At 70.1% G+C, this 23,338-nt stretch carries 23 protein-coding genes; 12 read left to right on the plus strand and 11 right to left on the minus strand.

Features of this window, described 5'->3' with window-relative positions; genetic code table 11:
* Window positions 1-15: 15 nt before the first annotated feature.
* From ACZ4V1_RS02945 to fasR, 4 genes are all read right to left on the minus strand, one after another.
* The gene (locus tag ACZ4V1_RS02945) at window positions 16-264 is read right to left on the minus strand and encodes an acyl carrier protein (protein WP_055416733.1); all 249 of its coding nucleotides are present in this window, start codon (window positions 262-264) and stop codon (window positions 16-18) included.
* 102 nt (window positions 265-366) lie between these two features.
* Window positions 367-1,398 carry a beta-ketoacyl-ACP synthase 3 gene (locus ACZ4V1_RS02950; RefSeq protein ID WP_468328456.1) on the minus strand — a complete coding sequence of 344 codons (1,032 nt, stop codon included), beginning with the start codon at window positions 1,396-1,398 and terminating at the stop codon, window positions 367-369.
* A 16-nt stretch (window positions 1,399-1,414) separates the two neighbouring features.
* Window positions 1,415-2,344, minus strand: a complete 930-nt coding sequence (locus ACZ4V1_RS02955) for an ACP S-malonyltransferase (protein WP_468328458.1) — start codon at window positions 2,342-2,344, stop codon at window positions 1,415-1,417.
* A gap of 89 nt (window positions 2,345-2,433) precedes the next feature.
* Complete coding sequence (fasR, locus tag ACZ4V1_RS02960) at window positions 2,434-3,639, minus strand: fatty acid biosynthesis transcriptional regulator FasR (RefSeq protein WP_468328460.1); 1,206 nt, start codon at window positions 3,637-3,639, stop codon at window positions 2,434-2,436.
* Between the two features lie 62 nt (window positions 3,640-3,701).
* Here fasR and ACZ4V1_RS02965 point away from each other — a divergent pair, with 62 nt between their 5' ends.
* The gene (locus ACZ4V1_RS02965) at window positions 3,702-4,352 is read left to right on the plus strand and encodes a pirin family protein (RefSeq protein WP_468328940.1); all 651 of its coding nucleotides are present in this window, start codon (window positions 3,702-3,704) and stop codon (window positions 4,350-4,352) included.
* Here the strand turns inward: ACZ4V1_RS02965 and ACZ4V1_RS02970 are convergent.
* Window positions 4,349-5,164 (minus strand): serine hydrolase domain-containing protein, encoded by an 816-nt coding sequence (locus tag ACZ4V1_RS02970; RefSeq protein WP_468328462.1) that lies wholly within the window; start codon window positions 5,162-5,164, stop codon window positions 4,349-4,351. The two genes, ACZ4V1_RS02965 and ACZ4V1_RS02970, sit on opposite strands and share 4 nt — an antisense overlap.
* Before the next feature lie 382 nt (window positions 5,165-5,546).
* Between ACZ4V1_RS02970 and ACZ4V1_RS02975 the strand changes: the two genes are divergently transcribed.
* Both ACZ4V1_RS02975 and ACZ4V1_RS02980 read left to right on the plus strand, forming a co-directional pair.
* Entirely contained in the window at window positions 5,547-6,032 is a 486-nt protein-coding gene (locus ACZ4V1_RS02975; protein ID WP_468328464.1) for a MerR family transcriptional regulator, read from the plus strand.
* Window positions 6,029-7,045 carry an aldo/keto reductase gene (locus tag ACZ4V1_RS02980; protein WP_468328466.1) on the plus strand — a complete coding sequence of 339 codons (1,017 nt, stop codon included), beginning with the start codon at window positions 6,029-6,031 and terminating at the stop codon, window positions 7,043-7,045. Before ACZ4V1_RS02975 ends, ACZ4V1_RS02980 begins: the two co-directional genes overlap by 4 nt.
* Here the strand turns inward: ACZ4V1_RS02980 and ACZ4V1_RS02985 are convergent, their stop codons facing one another.
* The 3 genes from ACZ4V1_RS02985 to ACZ4V1_RS02995 form a co-directional block, all read right to left on the minus strand.
* Complete coding sequence (locus tag ACZ4V1_RS02985; protein WP_468328468.1) at window positions 7,046-7,894, minus strand: DUF4429 domain-containing protein; 849 nt, start codon at window positions 7,892-7,894, stop codon at window positions 7,046-7,048.
* A gap of 66 nt (window positions 7,895-7,960) precedes the next feature.
* Window positions 7,961-9,178, minus strand: a complete 1,218-nt coding sequence (locus ACZ4V1_RS02990) for an alpha/beta hydrolase family protein (protein WP_468328470.1) — start codon at window positions 9,176-9,178, stop codon at window positions 7,961-7,963.
* 72 nt (window positions 9,179-9,250) lie between these two features.
* Window positions 9,251-9,934, minus strand: a complete 684-nt coding sequence (locus tag ACZ4V1_RS02995) for a TetR family transcriptional regulator (RefSeq protein WP_468328472.1) — start codon at window positions 9,932-9,934, stop codon at window positions 9,251-9,253.
* Between the two features lie 145 nt (window positions 9,935-10,079).
* On the opposite strand from ACZ4V1_RS02995, the gene ACZ4V1_RS03000 reads away from it, so the two are divergent.
* The gene (locus ACZ4V1_RS03000; protein WP_468328474.1) at window positions 10,080-11,702 is read left to right on the plus strand and encodes an MFS transporter; all 1,623 of its coding nucleotides are present in this window, start codon (window positions 10,080-10,082) and stop codon (window positions 11,700-11,702) included.
* Window positions 11,703-11,940: 238 nt separating this feature from the next.
* Window positions 11,941-12,246 carry a small hydrophobic protein gene (locus ACZ4V1_RS03005; protein WP_468328476.1) on the plus strand — a complete coding sequence of 102 codons (306 nt, stop codon included), beginning with the start codon at window positions 11,941-11,943 and terminating at the stop codon, window positions 12,244-12,246.
* Here the strand turns inward: ACZ4V1_RS03005 and ACZ4V1_RS03010 are convergent.
* Together ACZ4V1_RS03010 and aceE are read right to left on the minus strand one after the other, a co-directional pair.
* Window positions 12,231-13,091 (minus strand): potassium channel family protein, encoded by an 861-nt coding sequence (locus ACZ4V1_RS03010; RefSeq protein ID WP_468328478.1) that lies wholly within the window; start codon window positions 13,089-13,091, stop codon window positions 12,231-12,233. The two genes, ACZ4V1_RS03005 and ACZ4V1_RS03010, sit on opposite strands and share 16 nt — an antisense overlap.
* Before the next feature lie 82 nt (window positions 13,092-13,173).
* Window positions 13,174-15,930 (minus strand): pyruvate dehydrogenase (acetyl-transferring), homodimeric type, encoded by a 2,757-nt coding sequence (aceE, locus tag ACZ4V1_RS03015; RefSeq protein WP_468328480.1) that lies wholly within the window; start codon window positions 15,928-15,930, stop codon window positions 13,174-13,176.
* 385 nt (window positions 15,931-16,315) lie between these two features.
* Between aceE and ACZ4V1_RS03020 the strand changes: the two genes are divergently transcribed.
* The 6 genes from ACZ4V1_RS03020 (at window position 16,316) to ACZ4V1_RS03045 (ending at window position 20,839) form a co-directional block, all read left to right on the plus strand.
* Entirely contained in the window at window positions 16,316-16,753 is a 438-nt protein-coding gene (locus ACZ4V1_RS03020; RefSeq protein ID WP_055416717.1) for a DUF3052 domain-containing protein, read from the plus strand.
* A gap of 126 nt (window positions 16,754-16,879) precedes the next feature.
* The gene (locus ACZ4V1_RS03025; RefSeq protein WP_375919862.1) at window positions 16,880-17,338 is read left to right on the plus strand and encodes a peroxiredoxin; all 459 of its coding nucleotides are present in this window, start codon (window positions 16,880-16,882) and stop codon (window positions 17,336-17,338) included.
* A gap of 143 nt (window positions 17,339-17,481) precedes the next feature.
* Entirely contained in the window at window positions 17,482-18,057 is a 576-nt protein-coding gene (locus tag ACZ4V1_RS03030) for a calcium homeostasis/redox stress adaptation protein (protein ID WP_395571580.1), read from the plus strand.
* 109 nt (window positions 18,058-18,166) lie between these two features.
* Window positions 18,167-18,742, plus strand: a complete 576-nt coding sequence (locus tag ACZ4V1_RS03035; RefSeq protein ID WP_468328484.1) for a TerD family protein — start codon at window positions 18,167-18,169, stop codon at window positions 18,740-18,742.
* 49 nt (window positions 18,743-18,791) lie between these two features.
* A complete protein-coding gene (locus ACZ4V1_RS03040) occupies window positions 18,792-19,934 on the plus strand; it encodes a DUF475 domain-containing protein (RefSeq protein WP_468328486.1) in 1,143 nt (380 codons plus the stop codon).
* Window positions 19,935-20,101: 167 nt separating this feature from the next.
* Window positions 20,102-20,839: a TerD family protein gene (locus tag ACZ4V1_RS03045; protein WP_468328488.1), complete on the plus strand. Its 738-nt coding sequence runs from the start codon at window positions 20,102-20,104 to the stop codon at window positions 20,837-20,839.
* 124 nt (window positions 20,840-20,963) lie between these two features.
* Here ACZ4V1_RS03045 and ACZ4V1_RS03050 read toward each other — a convergent pair whose 3' ends face one another.
* Window positions 20,964-21,926, minus strand: coding sequence for a TerD family protein (locus tag ACZ4V1_RS03050; protein WP_468328490.1), 963 nt, complete (start codon window positions 21,924-21,926; stop codon window positions 20,964-20,966).
* Window positions 21,927-22,134: 208 nt separating this feature from the next.
* Between ACZ4V1_RS03050 and ACZ4V1_RS03055 the strand changes: the two genes are divergently transcribed.
* Entirely contained in the window at window positions 22,135-23,301 is a 1,167-nt protein-coding gene (locus ACZ4V1_RS03055; RefSeq protein ID WP_468328492.1) for an HpcH/HpaI aldolase/citrate lyase family protein, read from the plus strand.
* Window positions 23,302-23,338 lie beyond the last annotated feature (37 nt).

Raw genomic sequence — 23,338 nt, forward strand, 5'->3', positions numbered from 1 at the left:
GCAGTGATCGGGTGATCAGCTCTGGTGCTTGAGGATGTACTCGGTCGCGTCGCCGACCGTCTTGAGGTTCTTGACGTCCTCGTCCGGGATCTTGACGTCGAAGCGCTCTTCGGCGGCGACGACGACCTCGACCATGGACAGCGAGTCGACGTCCAGGTCGTCGGTGAAGGACTTGTCCAGCTGGACGTCCTCAACCGGGATGCCGGCGATCTCGTTCACGATCTCGGCGAGACCGGCGACGATCTCTTCCTGAGTGGCGGCCATGATGGCGCTCCTTCGTTGTTTTCAGGGGGTGTGGCGGCCCGCCGCGTCAGCGGCAGGTGTTGCTGCTCTCCGTTCCGGACCGGGTGATCCGGCACGGAGTGCCTAGGGGAGGGTAACGACCGTCGCGGCGTAGACGAGACCCGCCCCGAAGCCGATGACGAGCGCGGTGTCGCCGCTCTTGGCCTCGCCGGTCGCCAGGAGCCGCTCCATCGCGAGCGGAATCGAGGCGGCCGAGGTGTTGCCGGTGGTGCGGATGTCACGGGCGACCATGACGTGCTCCGGCAGCTTCAGTGTCTTCACCATCGAGTCGATGATCCGCACGTTGGCCTGGTGCGGGATGAAGACGTCCAGGTCGTCCGGCGAAAGTCCGGAAGCGTCCAGCGCCTCCTTGGCGACCTTCGCCATCTCGAACACGGCCCAGCGGAACACCGCCTGGCCCTCCTGCGTGATCGCAGGAAACTTGACGTTGCCCTCGCTGTCGAGGGGCAGCTCGGAGACGTCGCCGATCCGGAAGCGGTCCCAGGAGACCGTCTGCTTGATCGTCTCGGACTTGTCGCCCTCCGATCCCCAGACGGTCGGGCCGATCGCCGGCTCCCGGGAGGGGCCGACCACGACCGCGCCGGCGCCGTCGCCGAACAGGAAGGCCGTGGCCCGGTCCTCCAGGTCGGTCAGGTCCGAGAGCCGCTCCACGCCGATGACCAGGACGTACTCCGCCGAGCCCTCGACGATCATGCCCTTGGCGAGGGTCAGACCGTAGCCGAAGCCCGCGCAGCCGGCCGAGATGTCGAAGGCCGCGGCCTTGTCCGTGCCCAGCCTGTCGGCGATCTCGGTCGCGATGGCCGGGGTCTGGCTGAAGTGCGACACGGTCGAGACGACCACGGCACCGATCCGCGAGGCGTCGATCCCGGCATCCGCGATCGCCTTGCCGGACGCCTCGACCGACATCGCGGCGACGGTCTCCTCGGGCGACGCCCAGTGCCGCGTCTCGATGCCGGAACGCGAGCGGATCCACTCGTCGGACGAGTCGATCTTCTCGAGGATCACCTCGTTCGGCACGATGCGGGTCGGGCGGTAGCCGCCGACACCGAGGATGCGCGCGTACGGGGCGCCCTTGCTGGGCTTGATCTTCGACATGCTCTCGCGCTCCTTGTCAGGCCTGTTCGGCGTGCTCGGCGACGAGCGCGCGGGCCGCGTCGAGGTCGGCGGGGGTCTTGAGGGCCAGCGTCTTCACGCCCGGCAGCGCCCGCTTGGCCAGGCCGGTCAGCGTGCCGCCCGGGCAGACCTCGATCAGTGCGGTGACGCCCAGCTCCTTGAACGTCTCCATGCACCGGTCCCAGCGGACCGGGTTGGCGACCTGGCCGACCAGCCGCTGAAGCACCTCGGCGCCGGTGGCGACGGCCTGCCCGTCCTTGTTGGAGACGTACGTCACCTTCGGGTCGGCCGGCGTGAGCGCCTTCGCGGCCTCGGCGAGCTTGTCCACCGCGGGCGCCATGTGGCGCGTGTGGAAGGCGCCGGCCACCTTCAGCGGGACGACCTTGCGCACGCCCTCGGGCTTGTCCTCGCTCAGCGCGGCCAGCTGCTCCATCGTGCCGGCCGCCACGATCTGACCGGCGCCGTTCACGTTCGCCGGGGTCAGACCGAGCTTCTCGAGATGCGCCACGCTCACCTCGGGGTCGCCGCCGAGCAGCGCCGACATGCCGGTCTCGGTGACCGCGGCGGCCTCGGCCATGGCCAGGCCCCGGCGGCGTACGAGGGTCAGCGCGGCGGTGTCGTCGAGGACGCCCGCGAACGCGGCGGCGGTGATCTCGCCGACGCTGTGGCCCGCGACCGCGCCCGGCGCGATGTCCGTCATGTCACCGAGTGCCGCCGCGGAGAGGAGTCCGGCGGCGACCAGCAGCGGCTGGGCGACGGACGTGTCACGGATCTCGTCCGCGTCGGCCTTCGTGCCGAAGTGGGCGAGATCGAGTCCAATGGCGTCGGACCACGCGGCGACGCGGTCCGCGGCACCGGGAAGGGCGAGCCAGTCAGTCAGGAAGCCGGGCGTCTGAGCACCTTGGCCGGGAGCGACGAGTACGAGCACTCTCACACTCTCTCTTGAGGACGGCCACGACCGCCCGTGAGGACAGGGACGAAGAACACGAGGGGGTTTTGTGGACCCTCGACAAAAGCCTAGAGTTGCGGATCTCCATCGGCCAGACGCCCCAGGATGAGCGCGATCCGCAGTGTGAACGCAGACCGTACATCAGAGGGTGACCATCCGGTGACGTCAGTCACACGTCGGAGCCGGTAGCGCACGGTGTTCGGGTGAACGAAGAGCATCCGGGCGGCGCCTTCGAGACTGCTCGCCTGTTCGAGATAGACGCTGAGCGTCTCCAGCAGCGCGGCCCCGGCCTCCTCCAGTGGTCTGTAGATCTCCTCCACCAACTGCTCGCGGGCCGAGGGATCGGAGGCGATCGCGCGCTCCGGCAGCAGATCGTCCGCCAGGACCGGGCGCGGCGCGTCCTGCCACGCGGTGCAGGACTTGAGGCCGGCGGCGGCGGCCTGCGCGGACCGGGTCGCGGCCTGCAGATCCGGCACCACGGGACCGGCCACCACCGGGCCCTGCGCGAACGGCCCGATCAGCGACTTGGCCACCGCCAGGGGGTTGTCGCTGCCGCCCGCGATCACCACCAGCCGGTCCCCGAGCACCCCGGTCAGCACCTGGAGCTTGGCGTGCCGGGCCGCGCGCCGGATGGCCTCCACGGTCAGCTCGGAGTCCCCGTCGGGGGCGGTGCCCAGCACGACACACACATGTTCGGGTGAGTTCCACCCGAGGGCCGCGGCCCGGGAGACCGCCCCCTCGTCGGCCTCGCCGCTGAGTACGGCGTTCACCACGAGGGACTCCAGCCGGGCGTCCCAGGCACCGCGTGCCTCGGCGGCCTGCGCGTACACCTGGGCGGTGGCGAAGGCGATCTCCCGGGCGTACACGAGCAGCGCCTCGCGCAGCACCGACTCGTCCCCGGGAGCGGCGACCTCGTCGATCGCGGACTCCATGACCTCGATCGTGGTCCGCACCATCTCGACCGTCTGCCGCAGAGTGATCGCCCGGGTCAGCTCGCGCGGCGCGGTGCCGAAGACGTCGGTGGAGATGGCCTGCGGGGCGTCCGGGCGCCGGAACCACTCGGTGAAGGCGGCGATGCCCGCCTGGGCCACCAGTCCGATCCAGGAGCGGTTCTCCGGTGGCATGGCCCGGTACCACGGCAGCGTCTCGTCCATCCGCGCGATGGCCTGCGCGGCGAGCGAACCGGAGGACTGCTCCAGCCGCTTCAGGGTCGCGGTGTGCGAGTGGACGGCGTGCGCCCCGGGCTCGGGCTTGCTGGTTTCGGGTTCGGGCACGGGGACAAGACTGCCTTATCGGGACGGGCGAGCGTGTCGCCGGGTCTACGGTGGACGACGTGATGGACGTACGGCGCGCCGACGAGCGCTACCCCGGAGGCGACGCGGCGGCCGGCATCGAGTCGCGGCACGCCTTCTCCTTCGGACCCCACTACGACCCCGGCAACCTGCGCTTCGGGTCGCTGATCGCCTGCAACGAGGAGCGCCTCGCGCCCGGCTCCGGCTTCGACGAGCACCCGCACAGCCACACCGAGATCGTCACGTGGGTGGCCGAGGGCGAGCTCACCCACCGCGACACCGCGGGCCACGAGACGATCGTCCGCGCCGGGGACGTACAGCGCCTCAGCTCGGCGGGCGGCGTCCGCCACGTCGAGCGCAACGGCGGCGCCACACCCCTGACCTTCGTCCAGATGTGGCTGGCCCCGCGCGAGCCCGGCGGCGACCCCGCCTACGAGATCGTCCGCGGCATCGCCGACTCCACCCCCTACGCCGTCCCCGAGGCGGGCGCGATGCTCCACGTGCGCCGCCTCGCGCCCAGGGAGCGGACGGCGGTGCCGGACGGGGCGTACGTGTACGTCCATGTCGTGCGGGGTGCGGTGCGGCTGGACGGCGAGGAACTGGGGGCGGGGGACGCGGCGCGGATCACGGACGCGGACGGCGTGGACGCGGTGGCGGTGACGCGGGCCGAGCTGCTCCTGTGGGAGATGTCCTAGACCTCGGCGAGCACCGCGTCCGTGAGGGCCGGCCAGACCTCGGCCGCCCAGGCCCCGAACGCCCGGTCGGTGAGCGCCACACAGGCGAGCCCGGCATCGGGGTCGATCCACAGGAACGTACCGGACTGCCCGAAGTGCCCGAAGGTGCGCGGCGAGGACGACGCGCCCGTCCAGTGCGGGGACTTGGAGTCGCGGATCTCGAAGCCCAGCCCCCAGTCGTTGGGGTTCTGGTGTCCGTAACCCGGCAGCACGCCCTTCGTACCCGGGTACTGGACCGTCATCGCCTCGGCGACCGTGCGCGGGTCCAGCAGGCGCGGTGCCTGTACCTCGGCCGCGAACCGCAGCAGGTCCTCGACCGTCGAGACCCCGTCCTTGGCCGGGGAGCCGTCGAGGGTGGTGTCCGTCATGCCCAGCGGCTCCAGCACCGCCTGCCGCGCGTACTCGGCGAACGGGATGTCGGCCGCCTTCGCGATGTGGTCGCCGAGCTGCTCGAAGCCGGCGTTGGAGTACAGCCGGCGCTCTCCGGGCGGGGCGGTCACCCGGTGCTCGTCGAAGGCCAGCCCCGAGGTGTGCGCCAGCAGGTGACGGACCGTCGACCCGGCCGGTCCGGCGGGCTCGTCCAGCTCGACCGCGCCCTCCTCGTACGCGACGAGTGCCGCGTACGCCGCGAGCGGCTTGGTGACCGAGGCGAGGGGGAACCGCCGCCCGACGGGGCCGTGGGTTCCCAGGATCGTGCCGTCGGCGCGTACGGCACCCGCCGCGGCGGTGGGAACCGGCCAGTTCTCGATCAACGCGAGGCTCTTCAAGGACATGCCACCGAGCCTAAGCGGCTCACGGGTACAGCCTCATCGAGGGGGGGGCGTGTGGGTCGTGTGGGTCGTGTGGGTCGTGTTGCGTGTGAAGCCGAGGGGCTCGTACCGGGGCTCGGCGTCGGGGGGCGCGGTGGGCACGACCTGCCCCGCGCCCCGCTGCCGGAGCCACTCCAGCAGGTCGTCCATGCAGGCGTCCGGCCGCTGGTGACACGCCGTGCCACGAGTTCTGCCGTCGTCCCGTGGCGGCTCGCTCACCGTCGCTCGCTCACCGTCACCTGGTCTCGTCGCCTGGTCACGGCGCCTGGTCACGTCACCTGGTCACGTCGCCTTCTTACCGTGGCCGCTTGCTTGGAGTGCACTCCAAGGTCATAGCGTTGAGCGCATGACGGTGATGCAGACCACGGCCGGGAGCCTCGGGCCGAACGCCACCAGAACAGACATCTGCTCCGCCCCGCCCCGGCGCCACCCGCGCCCCGACGGGCAGGACCACTACACCATCAGCGAGGTCGTCGCCTTCACCGGACTGACGGCCCACACGCTGCGCTGGTACGAGCGGATCGGCCTGATGTCCCACATCGACCGCTCGCACACCGGGCAGCGCCGCTACAGCAACCGCGACCTGGACTGGCTCGACTTCGTCGGCAAGCTGCGCCTGACCGGCATGCCGGTCGCCGACATGGTCCGGTACGCGGAACTGGTGCGCGAGGGCGAGAACACCTACCCCGACCGGCGGGACCTCCTGGAATCCACGCGCCGCGACGTGCTGACGCGGATCGCCGAGCTCCAGGACACCCTCGCCGTACTCGACCGGAAGATCAGTTTCTACGGGGACGCCGGACGCACCGGTGAAGGAGAGAGGACGCGATGACCGACAGCAGGATCCCGACGGTGCGGCTCGGCGAGGACGGCCCGGAGGTGGGCGTCCAGGGCCTCGGCTGCATGGGCATGAGCTTCGGGTACGGCCCGTCGGACGCCGACGCCTCACGGACGACCCTGGAACGTGCGCTGGAGCTGGGCGTCACGCTCTACGACACGGCCGACGCGTACGGGGCGGGCGAGAACGAGCGGTTCCTGTCGCCGTTCTTCAGGGCGCACCGCGACGAGGTCGTCATCGCGACCAAGTTCGCCCTGACGATCCCGCCGGACGAGCCGACGAAGCGGATCATCCGCAACGACGCGCCGTACATCCGACAGGCGGTCGAGTCGAGCCTGCGCCGTCTGGACGTCGACGTGATCGACCTCTACTACATGCACCGGCGCGACGTGAACGTGCCGATCGAGGAGACCGTGGCCGTCATGGCGGACCTGGTCCGCCAGGGCAAGGTCAAGCACCTCGGGCTGAGCGAGGTGACGGGCGACGAGCTGCGGGCCGCGCGGACGGTGCATCCGATCGCCGCCGTGCAGTCGGAGTGGTCGCTGTTCAGCCGGGACATCGAGGCGGGCGTGGTACCGGTCGCCCGTGACCTGGGAGTCGCCCTCGTCCCGTACTCGCCGCTCGGCCGGGGTTTCCTCACCGGCTCCTTCGCCGACGCGGACCGGGACCTCACGGCCGGCGACTTCCGCCGGTGGCAGCCCCGCTTCACCGGCGACAACGCGGCGGCCAACGCGGCCCTCCTCGACCCGGTCCGCACGGTCGCCGAGGCCCACGGCGCCACCCTCGGCCAGATCGCCCTGGCCTGGGCCCAGCAGCGGGCACGGGTGCACGGCCTGCCGGTGGTCCCGATCCCGGGCACCCGGAGGCCGGCGCGGGTGGAGGAGAACGTGGGCGCGGCGCGGATCGTCCTCACCGAGGAGGAGCTGTCCCTGCTGGAGCCGATCGCGGAAGAGGTGGCGGGGGACCGCTACGCGGACATGACGTTCACGTCCGCCGGACGCGAGTAGTCAGAGCTCCGCCAGCAACTCCGCCTTCTTCGAGGAGAACTCCTCGTCCGTCACCAGCCCCGCCTGATGCAACTCCCCGAGGTGCCGGATCCGCTCGGCGATGTCCGCGGGATCACGGCGGGGCGCGGGCACCGGCACCGGGACCGCCGGACCGCGCTCCCGCACCGCGGCCAGCACCGCCGCGGCGAAGGGCAGTGATTCGTGCACCGGCCCGTACCCGAGCCCGAAGACGACCGAAGCGGGGTCCTGGTCGGCCTGCGGAGCGAGCGCCGCGGCGTCCCGCGGCAGCAACCGCAGATACCCCTCGAACACCTCGGGGGAGCGCCACTCCACCCCGCCCAGTTCGGCGACCGGGAAGTTCTGGTCGCCGGCCTTCCACTTCGCCGACGACGCGCCCGTCCAGGACCAGCGGAACGACACCGACCGCCCGTCGAAGGACGCCTTGCCGTCGTACGCCTTGAAGTGCAGAGGGGCCTCGGGAGCCGAGACCAGGTACCGCTCGGTCTTGCCGGACTCGCTCAGCAGGCTCCGCAGCTCGTCGGCGTAGTACTCCGCGAGCGTCTCCCGCTCGGCGGGCAGCACCAGCCGGTACGGGTCGCAGCCCTCCTTCAGCTGCCCGGCCGCCGCCTCCATCAGCGGATCGGCGCCCGGGCGCGGCTCGGCGCGCAGCACGACGGTGCCCCGCCGGCCGGGCGTGAGCGTCACCCCGGCGATCGCCTCCAGGGGGACACGGCGTTCCCCCAGGGCCTGGAACAGCTTGGGTGTTCGTATCCCCCGTTCGTAGCGGATGAGCACGGAGTCGGACTCGAACTCCCAGGCGGCATGAAATCCGGCCAGTACGTCACCCATGCGGGCCATCGTATGCGGCACGAGCTCTTCCGTCCCCTCCCCGTGCAAACCGGAGTTTCTGCGCCTCTACGCGCGTCCGGCCGTCGCTGCTGCGGACAAACCCGCCCGGCATGTGTCGTCTTGTGCGGCGCAGGTCAGTGTGCGGTATGCGCCAACGCCGATCTCCGCGAAGTTCCGCAGGCTCTCCGTACCCGGTACGAAGTAGCCGCTGTGCCCCTCGGCGCCCCCCGCGGACAGCACCCGCGCCCCGAACGCGGCGGACACCGGATCGGCGCCGTGGCCGAGGCCGCCGACCTCCAGGTAGGGCACGTCCTGGATCCAGTCGCCGGCGTCCCGCATCGCCCACACTCGGGCGGAGGTGCGCAGGTGGGTGGCCTTCTCGGCGCGCATGCCGGGGCTGCCGGCCACCGCTATGTCGGTGACCCGGCCGGGCAGCGTGTCGGCGGCGAGGCCGCACACCACCGAGCCGTAGCTGTGGCAGAACAGCGAGACGGGGGACCGGCCGGGCAGCGCGCGCAGCAGCGCGTTCAGCCGGGCGGCTCCGTGCTCGGCGCGGGTGGCCGTGGCCGCCTCCATGCCGAGGCCGCTGGGGGAGGTGTAGTCGGCCCAGGCGATCACGGCCGTACGCGTGCCCGGGCTCGCCCTGCGTTCGGCCGCGTGCAGCGACTCGGCCATGCCGACGGGCGCCGAGTACTTGCGGTCGGTGCGCTGGAAGGTGAGCAGTTCGGTGTCGACGCCGGGTACGACGACGGACACGCGCTCGGCGCGGTCGAGGTCCCCGAACACCTCGGCGATCCTGCCCGAGCCCGCCGGGTCGAAGGCGAGGATGTCGCGGCCGGGGCCGAGCAGTGAGTGGTAGTGGTGAGCGCGCCGGCCCGCCTCGCGCTGCCCGGACAGGGAGAGCCGCTTGTCGTGCATGCGCAGTCGCTCCACGGCCCGTGCCTTGCGGAGCGCCGCGCGGTTGGCGAGGTAGCGCAGCTCGACGGGGGCGCCGTTCATGTTGCCGACGGCCAGAGGGTAGCGACGGGCCAGGCTCGCGCGCTGCCATTCGGTGAGCGAGGCGAAGAAGCGGGCCAGCCGGGAGGGGCCGGCCTGCGCGTCGGGCAGCCGACGTCCGTCGATCCGGCCGTGCTCCCAGGCCGTGACCGACGCTTCGAGGGCCGTGGGGCCCCGCTGGTTGCGCAGGGCGGTCCAGCCGGTGGTCGCCAGCATCACGAACACCACGACCAGGGCGAGCAACGCGCGCCAGACGTTCAGCTGCGGGGAGGTGTCGAAGGAAGTCACTGGGAGGACACACTAGGAGAACGGGACGGTCTCGCGTGAATCCAGTGACGCGGATCACGTTTCGGGTGTGTGTTACGGGGCTCGGTCCGCTCGTTCGGTCTGCCCGGGGCCGGACTGGTTCCGCCAGGTCCCGGTGAGCGCGGGTCCCACCTGATCGAGGTAGGCGGTGGTCAGCTCGCGCAGCGCCGCGAGACCGGCGTCCTCCCGCGCCGACCAGATCCGCTCGGTCACCCGCATCACCGCGCCGAAGACGGCCACGACCACGCGGGGTCTCGGGTCCGCGTCCATGTCCAGGCCCTCGCGGTCGGCGATGACGCGCGCGATCTCCTCCTCGAGCTCCGTCGCGCGCCGCAGATGGGCGGCGAGCAGTGCGGGCGTCGACTCGATCACCCGGTAGAAACGCATGTGCAGTTCGAGCGGGATCAGCTGCTCGACGGCCTCGCCGATGGTGTCCCAGCTCGCCACGAGGGCCTGGCGCATCGCGTCCAGCGGTGCCTCGTCGAGGGGCCGGCTGTGTACGGCGTCGACGAAGTGCGACTCCGCCAGCCGCGCCACGAAGAAGGCCGCCTCCTCCTTGCTGGCGAAGTAGCGGAAGAAGGTGCGCTGCGAGACATCGGCCGCCTCGGCGATGTCGTCGACGGTCGTCTCCTCGTATCCCCGCTCGGTGAACAGCTCGAGGGCGGATCGCAGCAGCGTGTCCCGGGTGCGTTGCTTCTTGCGTTCGCGCAGGCCCGGCGCGCCGGCTGTGTCCGCCATGTTCAAGAGCTTCGCTCCTCGGGTCGGCTCCGGCGTGCTGCCTCGCCGTCGTTTCCGCAGTTCAGGCTATTGGGAGATGTCATGTCAGTTACCGACTGGTGAAATGGTTTGTCAACTGTCAGTCACTGTCATTAGCCTCAAATGTATGACTAGTCAGACCACCATCGACAAGGCGGGGCCGGGGGACGGGGGAGCGTCGTCCGGCTCGCAGGGCCCGGCACCGGCCGGCGGACTGCGCGGCCACCCGTGGCTCACCCTCATCACCGTCGCGGTAGGGGTCATGATGGTGGCCCTCGACGGCACCATCGTGGCCATCGCCAACCCGGCCATCGCGCACGACCTGAACGCCAGCTTCGCCGACGTCCAGTGGATCACCAACGCCTACTTCCTCGCCCTCGCGGTCTCCCTGATCACCGCGGGCAAGCTCGGTGACCGCTTCGGACACCGGCAGACCTTCCTCATCGGCGTGGTCGGCTTCGCCGCCGCCTCCGGCGCCATCGGCCTGTCCGACACCATTCCGCTGGTCGTCGCCTTCCGGGTGCTGCAGGGCCTGTTCGGAGCGCTGTTGATGCCGGCCGCGCTCGGCCTGCTGCGGGCCACCTTCCCGGCCGAGAAGCTCAACATGGCCATCGGCATCTGGGGCATGGTCATCGGCGCCTCCACCGCGGGCGGCCCGATCCTCGGCGGTGTGCTGGTCGAGCACGTCAACTGGCAGTCGGTGTTCTTCATCAACGTGCCGGTGGGCGTCCTCGCCGTCGTCCTCGGTGTCATGATCCTGCTGGACCACCGCGCGGAGAACGCCCCGCGCTCTTTCGACGTCCTGGGTATCGCGCTGCTCTCCGCCGCGATGTTCTGCCTGGTCTGGGCGCTCATCAAGGCCCCCGAGTGGGGCTGGGGCGACGGCATGACGTGGCTGTTCCTCGTCGCGTCCGTCGCGGGCTTCGGAGTCTTCGCCTTCTGGGAGACGAAGGTCAAGGAGCCGTTGATCCCGCTCGGGCTGTTCCGTTCGGTGCCGCTGTCGGCGGGTGTGGTGCTGATGGTCATGATGGCCATCGCCTTCATGGGCGGCCTGTTCTTCGTGACGTTCTACCTGCAGAACGTGCACGGCATGAGCCCGATCGACGCCGGTCTGCACCTGCTGCCGCTCACCGGCATGATGATCGTCGGTTCCCCGCTCGCCGGGGCGATGATCACCAAGGTCGGCCCCCGCATACCGCTCGCGGCCGGCATGGCGTTCACCGCGATCGCTATGTACGGCATGTCCACGCTGGAGACGGACACCGGCAGCGGTCTCATGTCGCTGTGGTTCGCCCTGCTGGGCCTGGGCCTCGCGCCCGTCATGGTCGGCGCCACCGAGGTCATCGTCGGCAACGCGCCGATGGAGCTGTCCGGCGTCGCCGGCGGCCTCCAGCAGGCGGCGATGCAGATCGGCGGCAGCCTCGGCACGGCCGTGCTGGGCGCCGTGATGGCCTCCAAGGTCGACAGCGACCTGGCCGGCAACTGGGCGGACGCCGGCCTTCCGGAGCTGTCGCCGGAACAGCTGGGCCAGGCCTCCGAGGCGGTCCAGGTCGGTGTGGCACCGGTGGCCGAGGGCATGCCGGAGCCGATGGCCGCGAAGGTCACGGAGGTCGCGCACGACACGTTCATCTCCGGCATGAGCCTGGCGTCGCTCGTCGCCGCCGGCGTCGCCGCCGTGGCCGTGCTGGTCGCCTTCCTCACCAAGCGCGGGCAGAACGCGGAGACCGGGGCGGGCGTCGGCCACATCTGACAGGCGAGCCTCGCGCGGTGTCCCGGCCCTGTTCGCCTATCCGGGTGACAGGGCCGGTGAACCCTCCCCTCGGCCCGATCCCGCAGGTCACAGTGGGTCAAGTCCTCCGCAGGGCAGGGAGGGCGGGAGGCTGCGGCGCGCTGCTGGAGGGGGGCAGCGCGCGGGCAGCGCGTGCGCGGCAGGCATAAGGCGCCGCACGGGGGTACCCGAACTCCACGAGGAGTTCAGGGAGTTGACGATGGCGAGCTTCGGACAAGGATCGCGCAGGCACCCCCGCTCACGTGGCCGGACGTGGTCACGGAACGGGCCGGATCGCGCGACGCTCGCAGTCGTCGGAGTCATCTGCGCGGTCGCCGGGTTCTTCGTGCTGGGTATCGTCCTCGGCCCCGCCGCGATCGTCTGCGGCTGGCTCGCCATGGGCCGAAGCTGGGCGGGCCCCCGCCCGGTACCGGCCGTGGTCGCCCTGGTCCTGGGCATCATCGACACGCTTGTGGCGGTCGTCTGGCTCGCCGGGGCGGCGTCGCCGGGCTACGGCATGTTCTGACCCGGCACGGCCAGCGGCTCCCGAGACCGGTGGCTCGGGAGCCGCTGGCCGTCGGGATCGTCGGGCACGGACTCGCCCCGGGGCGAGTCCGGCACCGCGCCGCCGGGCCGCCGCAACTCGGCCACCTCCGCCCGCAGCGCCCGGACCTCCTCCGTGAGCGCGTGAATGGCCTCCGTCCGCCGCCGCCCGTCCACGTCGTCCCGCTCGAACCTGGCGATGAACCAGGCCGCGATGTTCGCGGTCACCACACCGAGCAGCGCGATCCCGGACAGCATCAGGCCGACGGCCAGCACCCGTCCCATCGCCGTGGTCGGCGCGAGATCCCCGTACCCCACGGTGGTCATCGTCGTGAAGGACCACCACATGGCGTCACCCAGGGTCCGGATGTTCCCGTCCGGCGCGCTCCGCTCCACCGACAGCACCGCCAGCGACCCGAAGATCAGCAGCCCGACCACCGAGCCCGCGACATAGGTCGTCAGCCGGATCTGCGAGGCCATCCGCGCCCGCCGCCCCACCAGGAGCAGCGTCGAGACCAGTCGCAGCAGTCTGAGGGGCTGCAGCAGCGGCAGTGCCACCGCGCAGAGGTCCAGCCAGTGGGTGCGGACGAACCTCATGCGGTGCGGGGCGAGGCGCAGCCGCACCAGGTAGTCGACCGTGAACGCCCCCCACACCACCCACTCGGTCACCAGGCACGCCCGCGTCACGGCCGGGCTCGACGAGCCATCGACGATCGGCGTGGCGTAGGCGACGGCGAACAGCAGGGCCAGCGCCAGCAGAGGCCGCTGTGTGTGCCGCTCCCAGCGTTCCTGTGCCGTGGGCCGCCCTGTGTCCGCGTCGGTGCTCATGCCCGCATCGTAGGCCCCCGCCCGGATGGCCGAGAGGCGGCGGACTCCGAAGCCCGCCGCCTCCCCGAGCGCCGCCGACGTGCTAGGCGTCGCCGCCCGCGACCCCCGGATCCGCCGCCGTCACATCGAGCAGCCGGTACCGGTCGATCGCCTGCTTCAGCACCGACCGGTCGACCTTCCCCTCCCGCGCCAGCTCGCTCAGCACGCCCACCACGATCGACTGCGCGTCGATGTGGAAGAAGCGCCGTGCCGCGCCGCGGGTGTCCGCGAAGCCGAACCCGTCCGCGCCCAGCGACTGGTACGTCCCCGGCACCCACCGCGCGATCTGGTCCGGAACCGACCGCATCCAGTCGGACACCGCCACGAACGGCCCCTGCGCGCCGGCCAGCTTCCGCGTCACGTACGGCACCCGCTGCTCCTCCTCGGGATGCAGCAGGTTGTGCTCCTCGCACGCCACCGCCTCGCGCCGCAGCTCGTTCCAGGAGGTCGCCGACCAGACGTCGGCGCGCACGTTCCACTCCTCGGCGAGGATCCGCTGCGCCTCGACGGCCCACGGCACGGCGACTCCGGACGCCATGATCTGCGCCGGGATCGAGCCGCCCGTGCCCTCGCTGAAGCGGTGGACGCCCTTGAGGATGCCCTCGACGTCCACGTTCTCGGGCTCGGCCGGGTGCTGGATCGGCTCGTTGTAGACGGTGAGGTAGTAGAAGACGTCCTCGCCGTGCGGGTGCCGCTCGTCCCCGCCGTACATCCGGCGCAGACCGTCCTCGACGATGTGCGCGATCTCGAAGCCGAAGGCCGGGTCGTACGCCACACAGGCCGGGTTCGTCGAGGCCAGCAGCTGCGAGTGGCCGTCGGCGTGCTGGAGGCCCTCACCGGTCAGCGTCGTACGGCCCGCGGTCGCGCCCAGTACGAAACCGCGCGCCAGCTGGTCGCCCATCTGCCAGAACTGGTCGCCGGTGCGCTGGAAACCGAACATCGAGTAGAAGACGTAGACCGGGATCAGCGGCTCGCCGTGTGTGGCGTACGCCGACCCGGCCGCGATCAGCGAGGCCGTGCAGCCGGCCTCCGAGATGCCGTCGTGCAGCATCTGCCCGGTCGGCGCCTCCTTGTAGGCGAGCAGCAGGTCCCGGTCCACGGACTCGTACTGCTGCCCGAGCGGGTTGTAGATCTTCGCACTCGGGAAGAAGGAGTCCATGCCGAACGTGCGGTACTCGTCCGGCGCGATCAGTACGAACCGCTTGCCGATCTCCTTGTCCCGCATGAGGTCTTTGAGCAGCCGCACGAAGGCCATCGTCGTGGCGATGGACTGCTGGCCCGACCCCTTCTTCACGGTCGCGTACGTCTTGTCGTCCGGCAGCGCGAGGGGTTTCGAGCGTACGACCCGGGTCGGGACGTAGCCGCCGAGGCCGAGGCGGCGGTCGTGCATGTACTGCATCTCCTCGGTGTCCCGGCCGGGGTGGTAGTACGGCGGCGGGCCGGACTCCAGCTCCTTGTCGGAGATCGGCAGATGCAGCCGGTCGCGGAAGCGCTTGAGGTCGTCGACCGTCAGCTTCTTCATCTGGTGCGTGGCGTTGCGGCCCTCGAAGTTCGGGCCCAGCGTCCAGCCCTTGATCGTCTTGGCGAGGATCACCGTCGGCTGGCCCTTGTGCTCCAGGGCCGCCTTGTACGCCGCGTAGATCTTCCGGTGGTCGTGACCGCCGCGCCCCAGGTGCAGGATCTGGTCGTCGGTCATGTTCTCGACCATGGCGCGCAGCCGGTGGTCGTCGCCGAAGAAGTGGTCGCGGATGTAGGCGCCGGACTCGGTGGCGTACGTCTGGAACTGGCCGTCCGGGGTCGTGTTCATGCGGTTGACCAGCACGCCGTCGCGGTCCTGGGCGAGCAGCGGGTCCCAGGTGCGGTCCCACACCAGCTTGATGACGTTCCAGCCGGCGCCCCGGAAGACCGACTCCAGCTCCTGGATGATCTTCCCGTTGCCGCGCACCGGGCCGTCGAGGCGCTGCAGGTTGCAGTTGACGACGAAGGTGAGGTTGTCCAGGCCCTCGCGGGCCGCGATGGACAGCTGGCCCAGCGACTCCGGCTCGTCCATCTCGCCGTCGCCGAGGTAGGCCCACACGTGCGACTTCGACGTGTCCGCGATCCCGCGCGCGTGCATGTAGCGGTTCATCCGCGCCTGGTAGATCGCGCCGATCGGGCCGAGGCCCATCGAGACGGTCGGGAACTCCCAGAAGTCCGGCATCGACCGCGGATGCGGGTACGACGACAGCGCGTTCGGCGCCTTGGACTTCTCCTGCCGGAAGCCGTCCAGGTGCTCCTCGCTGAGCCGGTCCAGCAGGTACGCGCGCGCGTAGATGCCCGGCGAGGCGTGTCCCTGGAAGAAGACCTGGTCGCCGCCGTCGCCCTCGTCCTTGCCCCGGAAGAAGTGGTTGAAGCCCACGTCGTACAGGGACGCCGAGGAGGCGAACGTCGCGATGTGGCCGCCGACGCCGATGCCGGGGCGCTGGGCGCGCGAGACCATCACCGCGGCGTTCCAGCGGGTGGCGTTGAGGATCTTGCGCTCGATCTCCTCGTTGCCCGGGAAGAACGGCTCGCTCTTGGTCGGGATCGTGTTGACGTAGTCCGTGCTGCGCATCTCGGGCACGGCCACGCGCTTCTCGCGGGCCCGCTCGATCAGTCGCAGCATCAGATAGCGGGCCCGCTCGCGGCCGCGCTCGTCGACGGCGGCGTCGAGGGAGTCGAGCCACTCCTGGGTTTCCTCGGGATCGAAGTCAGGAACCTGACTCGGAAGGCCGCCAATGATGATCGGATTGCGATCACTGCGATCGGATGCGGAAGCCACGCTGTTCCTTCGCTGTCAGAGGGCAACTTTGCCGGGTGTCGCGCCGATTCCCCGCCGAATCACCATCGTGTACCTCGCGGGGGCAAACGTCATCTGTACCGTGGGGTAACCGGTCCCCCCATGGGGATCGGGGGCACGTTCATTCGAGTCTCGTACCCACACATGGTTCCCAAATACGCAAACGGGGCAGATAGGTGTGGTGTACGTCACGTTCGGTCTGGACGGCATGGCTGGAGTTGCGGCGACACGGCCGGGATCGTCACCGTTTCGGCGGTCCCAGTCGCCGGGTACTTGCGCGATCCGTCCCGCCCGTGTGGACTACGGCCAATGCTTCGCGCACGCGCGTGGCTGAGATATTCACCAAGACATGATCAGGAGGCAACCCGTGAGCGCGACCGCGGACCACGCGGAGGAGCGGACGAACCCTGCCGTCAGGCTGGGGTTCCAGCCCGGGCAGGTGGTCCAGGAGATCGGCTACGACGACGATGTCGACCAGGAGCTCCGCGAGGCCATTGAGGGCGCCGTCGAGGGCGAGCTGGTGGACGAGGACTACGAGGACGTGGCCGATGCCGTCGTGCTGTGGTTCCGTGACGACGACGGCGACCTGACGGATGCGCTGGTGGATGCCACCACGTACATCGAAGAGGGCGGGGCGATCCTGCTCCTCACGCCGAAGACCGGCCGTTCGGGGTACGTCGAGGCCAGCGACATTTCGGAAGCCGCGACGACGGCCGGACTGACGGCGTCCAAGAGCGTCAGCGTCGGAAAGGACTGGAGCGGCAGCCGGCTGGCTACGCCCAAGGCCGCCAAGTCCAAGCGGTAGCCGCCCAGGCTCCGCACCACACCCGGACCCCGTACGGGCCGACCGCCGTCGGCCCGTCCGCGGACCCGCGATGATCCCTGCGTAGGGTGGTTCCAGCGAACCACCCTACGAAGGGACGAACAGGACATGACGCTCCAGGTCGGCGACAAGGCCCCCGACTTCGAACTCAAGGACAACCACGGTGCGACCGTCCGGCTGTCCGACTTCCGCGGCCGGAAGAACGTCGTGCTGCTCTTCTACCCGTTCGCCTTCACCGGCGTGTGCACCGGCGAGCTGTGCGAGGTGCGCGACAACCTGCCGCAGTTCTCCGACCGCGACACCCAGGTGCTCGCCGTCTCCAACGACTCCATCCACACCCTGCGCGTCTTCGCCGAGCAGGAGGGTCTGGAGTACCCGCTGCTGTCCGACTTCTGGCCGCACGGCAACGTCTCGCGCGCGTACGGCGTCTTCGACGAGGACAAGGGCTGCGCCGTCCGCGGCACCTTCATCATCGACCAGGAGGGCGTCGTGCGCTGGACCGTCGTCAACGGCCTGCCGGACGCCCGTGACCTGGCCGAGTACGTGAAGGCGCTCGACACCCTGTGATCGACGCGCCCGGCGAGCCGACACCGCGTGATTCGTCGGCCCCAGGGCCTGCGGCGGGCGGGAACCCGTCACTAGGATCGAATCGTTGATCCGATATCCACGCACCACGGGGCTCCCCGCCCCAGGACACCAATGGAGGACTCGTGGGAGTCAGCCTCAGCAAGGGCGGCAATGTCTCGCTGACCAAGGAGGCCCCCGGCCTGACCGCGGTCATCGTCGGTCTGGGGTGGGACATCCGCACCACGACCGGCACCGACTTCGACCTCGACGCCAGCGCGCTGCTGCTCAACAGCGGCGGCAAGGTCGCCAGTGACGCGCACTTCATCTTCTTCAACAACCTGAAGAGCCCGGACGGATCGGTCGAGCACACCGGCGACAACCTCACCGGTGAGGGCGAGGGCGACGACGAGCAGATCAAGATCGACCTCGCCAACGTCCCCGCCGACGTCGAGAAGATCACCTTCCCGGTCTCGATCTACGACGCCGAGAACCGCCAGCAGTCCTTCGGCCAGGTACGCAACGCGTTCATCCGCGTCGTCAACCAGGCCGGCGGCGCCGAGATCGCTCGCTACGACCTGAGCGAGGACGCCTCCACGGAGACCGCCATGGTCTTCGGCGAGCTGTACCGGCACGGTGCGGAGTGGAAGTTCCGCGCCATCGGCCAGGGCTACGCGTCAGGCCTGCGCGGTATCGCCCAGGACTTCGGCGTGAACGTCTGAGTCACCGATACGTCCGAGGCCACGGCCTCGACCGTCCGGCGCCGCACGGTTTACGTGCGGCGCCGGACGCGCAGGAAACCGAAGAACCGTCACCCGGGGAGGGATCACCATGGGCGTCACGCTTGCCAAGGGAGGCAACGTCTCCCTGTCCAAGGCCGCACCGAACCTCACGCAGGTACTGGTCGGACTGGGCTGGGACGCGCGTTCCACCACCGGAGCACCCTTCGACCTCGATGCCAGCGCACTCGTGTGCGGCAGCGGCCGGGTGCTCGGCGACGAGTGGTTCGTCTTCTACAACCAGCTCAAGAGCCCGGACGGATCCGTCGAGCACACCGGCGACAATCTCACGGGTGAGGGCGACGGTGACGACGAGTCGGTGCTGATCGACCTCTCCGCGGTGCCGGCCCAGTGTGACAAGATCGTCTTCCCGGTCTCGATCCACCTGGCCGACGAGCGCGGCCAGACCTTCGGCCAGGTCAGCAACGCCTTCATCCGCGTCGTCAACCAGGCCGACGGCCAGGAACTCGCCCGCTACGACCTCAGCGAGGACGCCTCCACGGAGACCGCGATGATCTTCGGTGAGCTCTACCGCTATCAGGGCGAGTGGAAGTTCCGTGCCGTGGGGCAGGGGTACGCGTCGGGGCTCCGAGGCATCGCTCTAGACTTCGGAGTCAACGTTTCGTAAAGCCGCGTACGGCGCGGGGGAGCCCCGTACACATACGATTGGGTAGCCAGTGGTTCTGAAAACCTTCGGGTGGTCGTTCGCGGTCACCGCGCTCGGCCTGGTGGCCGCGATCTTCTACGGGGGGTGGGCCGCCTTCGGCATCGTGGCGATCCTGTCCATCCTGGAGATCTCGCTGTCCTTCGACAACGCGGTGGTCAACGCCGGGATCCTGAAGAAGATGAATGCCTTCTGGCAGAAGATCTTCCTCACCATCGGCATCCTGATCGCCGTCTTCGGCATGCGCCTGGTCTTCCCGGTCGTGATCGTGGCGGTCAGCGCGTCGCTCGGGCCGATCGAGGCCGTCGACCTCGCGCTCACCGACAAGGACCGCTACCAGGAGCTGGTGACGGACGCCCATCCGTCGATCGCCGCCTTCGGTGGCATGTTCCTCCTGATGATCTTCCTCGACTTCATCTTCGAGGACCGGGACATCAAGTGGCTCGGCTGGCTGGAGCGCCCGCTGTCCAAGCTCGGCAAGGTCGACATGCTGTCGGTCTGCATCGCCCTGATCGTGCTGCTGATCTCCGCGATCACCTTCGGCGCCCACGCCCACCAGCACGGCGGCACCCATGCCGACAAGGCGGAGACGGTCCTGCTGTCCGGCATCGCCGGCCTGATCACCTACATGATCGTCGGCGGTCTCTCCGGCTACTTCGAGGACAAACTCGAGGAAGAGGAGGAGCGCGAGCACGAGGCAGAGGAAGCGGCCGAACGCACCGGCAAGCCCAAGTCGGCGATCGCACTGGCCGGCAAGGCGGCGTTCTTCATGTTCCTCTACCTCGAGGTCCTGGACGCGTCCTTCTCCTTCGACGGCGTCATCGGCGCCTTCGCCATCACCAACGACATCGTCCTGATGGCCCTCGGCCTCGGCATCGGCGCCATGTACGTCCGGTCCCTGACTGTGTACCTGGTCCGCCAGGGCACCCTCGACGACTACGTCTACCTGGAGCACGGCGCGCACTACGCCATCGGCGCCCTCGCCGTCATCCTCCTGGTCACCATCCAGTACCAGATCAACGAGTTCATCACCGGCCTCGTCGGAGTGTTCCTGATCGGCGCCTCCTTCTGGTCCTCCGTGCGCCGCAACAAGCGGCTCGCCGAGGCCGGGGGAGACGGCGGCAAGGAGAAGGCGGAGGTCTCCTCCGGGGTGTGAAACCCTTCTGTCCCCGGGCCGGGTTCGCCCCCGGTGCGCCTGCTCCTTCGGTGTGAACACGGCCCGGGTGAGGAACGCTCTGTGCGGGGCGGCCGACGAGGACGACTCCTCGGGGCCGCCCCGTCGGCGGTCCGCGGCCGGTGGTTCGAGCGAAGGTGGGGGCGGGAATGGGCTTCTTGAACGGTCTGTGGCGCGGTCGCGAGAGCGAGTTCGACTCGGGCAGCGCGGCGACCAACTCCATTCAGCTGACCAAACGGCACAGCCAGGTCTCCCTGACCAAACAGGGCGCGGCGACCGGCAACCTGCGCGTCAACCTCTCCTGGCGGATGCGGACCTCGGACCTCATGGGCTCACAGCGCGAGAGCCTGCTGCGGCACCCGTTGAAGGCGCTCAAGCCGCCCGAGGTCGTCGGCCACAGCCAGAGCATGGTCAACGTCGACCTCGACCTCGGCTGCCTCTACGAGCTCCAGGACGGCACCCGCGGGGTCGTCCAGCCGCTGGGCGGCTTCCTGGGCGACGTCAACGGCCCGCCGTACGTCAAGCTCAGCGGCGACGACCGGTTCGGCTCGGCCTCCGGCGAGACGATCTACGTCAACCTCGACCACAAGGACGCCATAAAACGCCTCCTGCTCTTCGCCTACATCTACGACCAGACCCCGGCCTTCGACCGGACGCACGCCATCGTCACGCTCTACCCGAGCAACGGCCCCCGCATCGAGATAGGCCTCGACGAGCGCCATCCGCAGGCCCGCTCCTGCGCCGTGGTGATGATCGAGAACATCAAGGGCGAGATCTTCGTCCGCCGCGAGGTGAAGTTCGTGTACGGCTTCCAGGGGGAGCTGGACCGGCTGTACGGGTGGGGCCTGCAGTGGGGCCGAGGGCACAAGAGCAAGGCGGAGCGCTGACGCCGGGCAAAGGCGGAGCGCCGACGCCCCGCCCGTACCGCTGCGATCCTGACCGCACCGCCCGCCCTGGCGCCGCTCGTGCGCCGAGGCGCCGCTCGTGCCACCGCATGTACCGCCGAGGCGGCTACCGCCCGACGAACTGCGGCCCCTGCGGCGGCAGCCGGAAGTCCGGGTCGGGTGCCCCGGTGACCGGTGGCGGATAGCCGTAGCCGGACTGCGCGCCGGTGACGCCGGCCGCGGCGGGCGCCTGTGGGTACCCGTACCCGGGGTGTCCGGCCGGCTGCGGGTAGCCGTAGGCCGGCTGGGCCGTCGGCGGCTGCTGCGGGTAGCCGTACGAGGGCTGTGCCGGTACTCCGGCGGGCTGCTCCGGGGGCAGCGGGCGCGAGACGTCCGGGAGGGGCTGGACGGTCGTCGGCTGCTCGGGGTCGACCGCCGGCGGGGCCGGCGTCGACTGAGCGGGCGTCGGCTGGTCGGGGGCGGCCTGGGCGGGGCTGTGGGTGGCGGCTCCGGGCCGGGGGGCCGACGCGGGGCCGTCCGTCCCCTCCGACTCGTCCACCGAGATGCCGAAGTCGGTCGCCAGACCCTTCAGCCCGTTCGAGTAGCCCTCGCCCAGCGCCCGGAACTTCCAGCCCTCCCCGCGCCGGTAGAGCTCACCGCAGATCAGTGCCGTCTCCTGGCCGGTCTCCGGCTTGACGTCGAAGTACGCCAGTGGCTCCGCGTCGGCGGCCGTGGCGTCGTGCAGCAGGATGCGCAGGGACCGGACCCGGTCGAAGGCGGTGCCGTCCGCCGAAGCGACCAGCAGGATGCGGCCGACGGACGGCTCGACCCCGGAGAGATCTGTCTGGATCGTGTCGGTCAGCCCGTCGGCGACCCGCTTCTTGCCGAGCCGCCAGACCTGACCCGAAGGGTGCCGGGGCTGGTTGTAGAAGACGAAATCCTCGTCGGAACGCACGCGGTCGTCCGGCCCCAGCAGCAGAGCGGAGGCGTCGATGTCGGGGACCCCCTGCCCGGGGGCCCAGCGCAGCACGGCGCGTACCGTGGTGGCTTGCAGCGGGACGTTCGACCCCTTCAGCATCGCGTGCGTCATGCCGTCATCCTGCCCTCTCGGTCCTGGTCACGACAACGCGGGGGCGGGTACTCGGGTCGTGTCCGCTCGCTCCGGGTCGCCGCCGCCGACATGCCCGGGTTACCTGGAATTCATGCCGGGTGGGAACCTCCGACATGGACACGTACGTACTATTACCGGCCACCTTTGGACAGCTCACAGGTCGCCCAGACATCGCGGGGGAGTTTTAATGCGTCATTTCGGACAGATTGCCCCTGATGTACGGAAGCGTCTCTTCCATCAGGAGCCCTGCACCTTCACGGCGGACTCCCCGGCCCGGCTGCTCTCCGCGGCCCTGGGCGCCACGCTCTACAGTCCGGCCACCCGGCCCAGACTCGCCGAGGACGTCCTCAAACAGAGCGCGTGCGGTGTGGTGTCGATGGTGCTGTGCCTGGAGGACTCGATCGACGACGCCGACGTACCGGTCGGCGAGGAGAACCTCGTCCGCCAGCTCACCGACCTGGCGCGCACTCCCGACGCCGACATCCCCCTGCTCTTCGTCCGCGTCCGCACTCCCGAGCAGATACCCGACCTCGTACGGCGCCTCGGCCCCGCCGTGCGGCTGCTGTCCGGGTTCGTGCTGCCGAAGTTCACCGAGGAACGCGGCATGCCCTTCCTCGAGGCGCTCTCCGCCGCCGAGGCGGCCACCGGCCACCGGCTCTTCGCCATGCCGGTGCTCGAATCACCGGACCTGCTGTACCGGGAGACCCGGGTGCAGACGCTGGAGGGCATCTTCCGCGCCGTCGACAAGTACCGCGACCGCGTGCTCGCCCTGCGTCTCGGCGTGACCGACTTCTGCTCCTCCTACGGGCTGCGCAGGGGCCCCGACATGACGGCGTACGACGTGCAGATCGTCGCCTCCGTGATCGCCGACGTGGTCAACATGCTCGCCCGGGCCGACGGCACCGGTTTCACGGTGACCGGGCCGGTATGGGAGTACTTCCGCGTCCAGGAGAGGATGTTCAAACCGCAACTGCGGCAGAGCCCCTTCCTGGAGGTACAGGCCGTCGAACTGCGACAGAAGCTGATCGCACACGCGATGGACGGTCTGCTGCGGGAAATCTCCCTGGACCGCGCCAACGGCCTGCTGGGCAAGACCTGCATCCACCCCTCGCACGTGCTCCCCGTGCACGCGCTGTCCGTGGTCAGCCACGAGGAGTTCAGCGACGCCCAGGACATCCTGCGGCCCGAACGCGGCGGCGGGGGTGTACTGAGGTCCTCCTACACGAACAAGATGAACGAGGTGAAGCCCCACCGCGCCTGGGCCGAGCGCACGCTGCTGCGCGCGGAGGTCTTCGGGGTGGCGAACGAGGACATCGGCTTCGTGGAACTGCTCGCCGCCGGCCTGTCCGACTGAACGCAAGGAATCCATGACCGACGCAAGGGGTCACGCC

Source organism: Streptomyces sp. NPDC028991 (assembly GCF_055564775.1).

Excerpts from the sequence above, each read along its gene's own strand:
- ACZ4V1_RS02975 (WP_468328464.1), top strand. The coding sequence starts at position 5,547 with ATGACGGTGATGCAGACCACGGCCGGGAGCCTCGGGCCGAACGCCACC.
- ACZ4V1_RS03010 (WP_468328478.1), bottom strand. The coding sequence starts at position 13,091 with ATGAGCACCGACGCGGACACAGGGCGGCCCACGGCACAGGAACGCTGG.
- ACZ4V1_RS03055 (WP_468328492.1), top strand. The coding sequence starts at position 22,135 with ATGCGTCATTTCGGACAGATTGCCCCTGATGTACGGAAGCGTCTCTTC.
- ACZ4V1_RS03005 (WP_468328476.1), top strand. The coding sequence starts at position 11,941 with ATGGCGAGCTTCGGACAAGGATCGCGCAGGCACCCCCGCTCACGTGGC.
- ACZ4V1_RS02950 (WP_468328456.1), bottom strand. The coding sequence starts at position 1,398 with ATGTCGAAGATCAAGCCCAGCAAGGGCGCCCCGTACGCGCGCATCCTC.
- ACZ4V1_RS03050 (WP_468328490.1), bottom strand. The coding sequence starts at position 21,926 with ATGACGCACGCGATGCTGAAGGGGTCGAACGTCCCGCTGCAAGCCACC.
- ACZ4V1_RS03045 (WP_468328488.1), top strand. The coding sequence starts at position 20,102 with ATGGGCTTCTTGAACGGTCTGTGGCGCGGTCGCGAGAGCGAGTTCGAC.
- ACZ4V1_RS02985 (WP_468328468.1), bottom strand. The coding sequence starts at position 7,894 with ATGGGTGACGTACTGGCCGGATTTCATGCCGCCTGGGAGTTCGAGTCC.
- ACZ4V1_RS03000 (WP_468328474.1), top strand. The coding sequence starts at position 10,080 with ATGACTAGTCAGACCACCATCGACAAGGCGGGGCCGGGGGACGGGGGA.
- ACZ4V1_RS02980 (WP_468328466.1), top strand. The coding sequence starts at position 6,029 with ATGACCGACAGCAGGATCCCGACGGTGCGGCTCGGCGAGGACGGCCCG.
- ACZ4V1_RS02965 (WP_468328940.1), top strand. The coding sequence starts at position 3,702 with ATGGACGTACGGCGCGCCGACGAGCGCTACCCCGGAGGCGACGCGGCG.
- ACZ4V1_RS02995 (WP_468328472.1), bottom strand. The coding sequence starts at position 9,934 with ATGGCGGACACAGCCGGCGCGCCGGGCCTGCGCGAACGCAAGAAGCAA.
- ACZ4V1_RS02970 (WP_468328462.1), bottom strand. The coding sequence starts at position 5,164 with ATGTCCTTGAAGAGCCTCGCGTTGATCGAGAACTGGCCGGTTCCCACC.
- ACZ4V1_RS03025 (WP_375919862.1), top strand. The coding sequence starts at position 16,880 with ATGACGCTCCAGGTCGGCGACAAGGCCCCCGACTTCGAACTCAAGGAC.
- ACZ4V1_RS02945 (WP_055416733.1), bottom strand. The coding sequence starts at position 264 with ATGGCCGCCACTCAGGAAGAGATCGTCGCCGGTCTCGCCGAGATCGTG.
- ACZ4V1_RS03035 (WP_468328484.1), top strand. The coding sequence starts at position 18,167 with ATGGGCGTCACGCTTGCCAAGGGAGGCAACGTCTCCCTGTCCAAGGCC.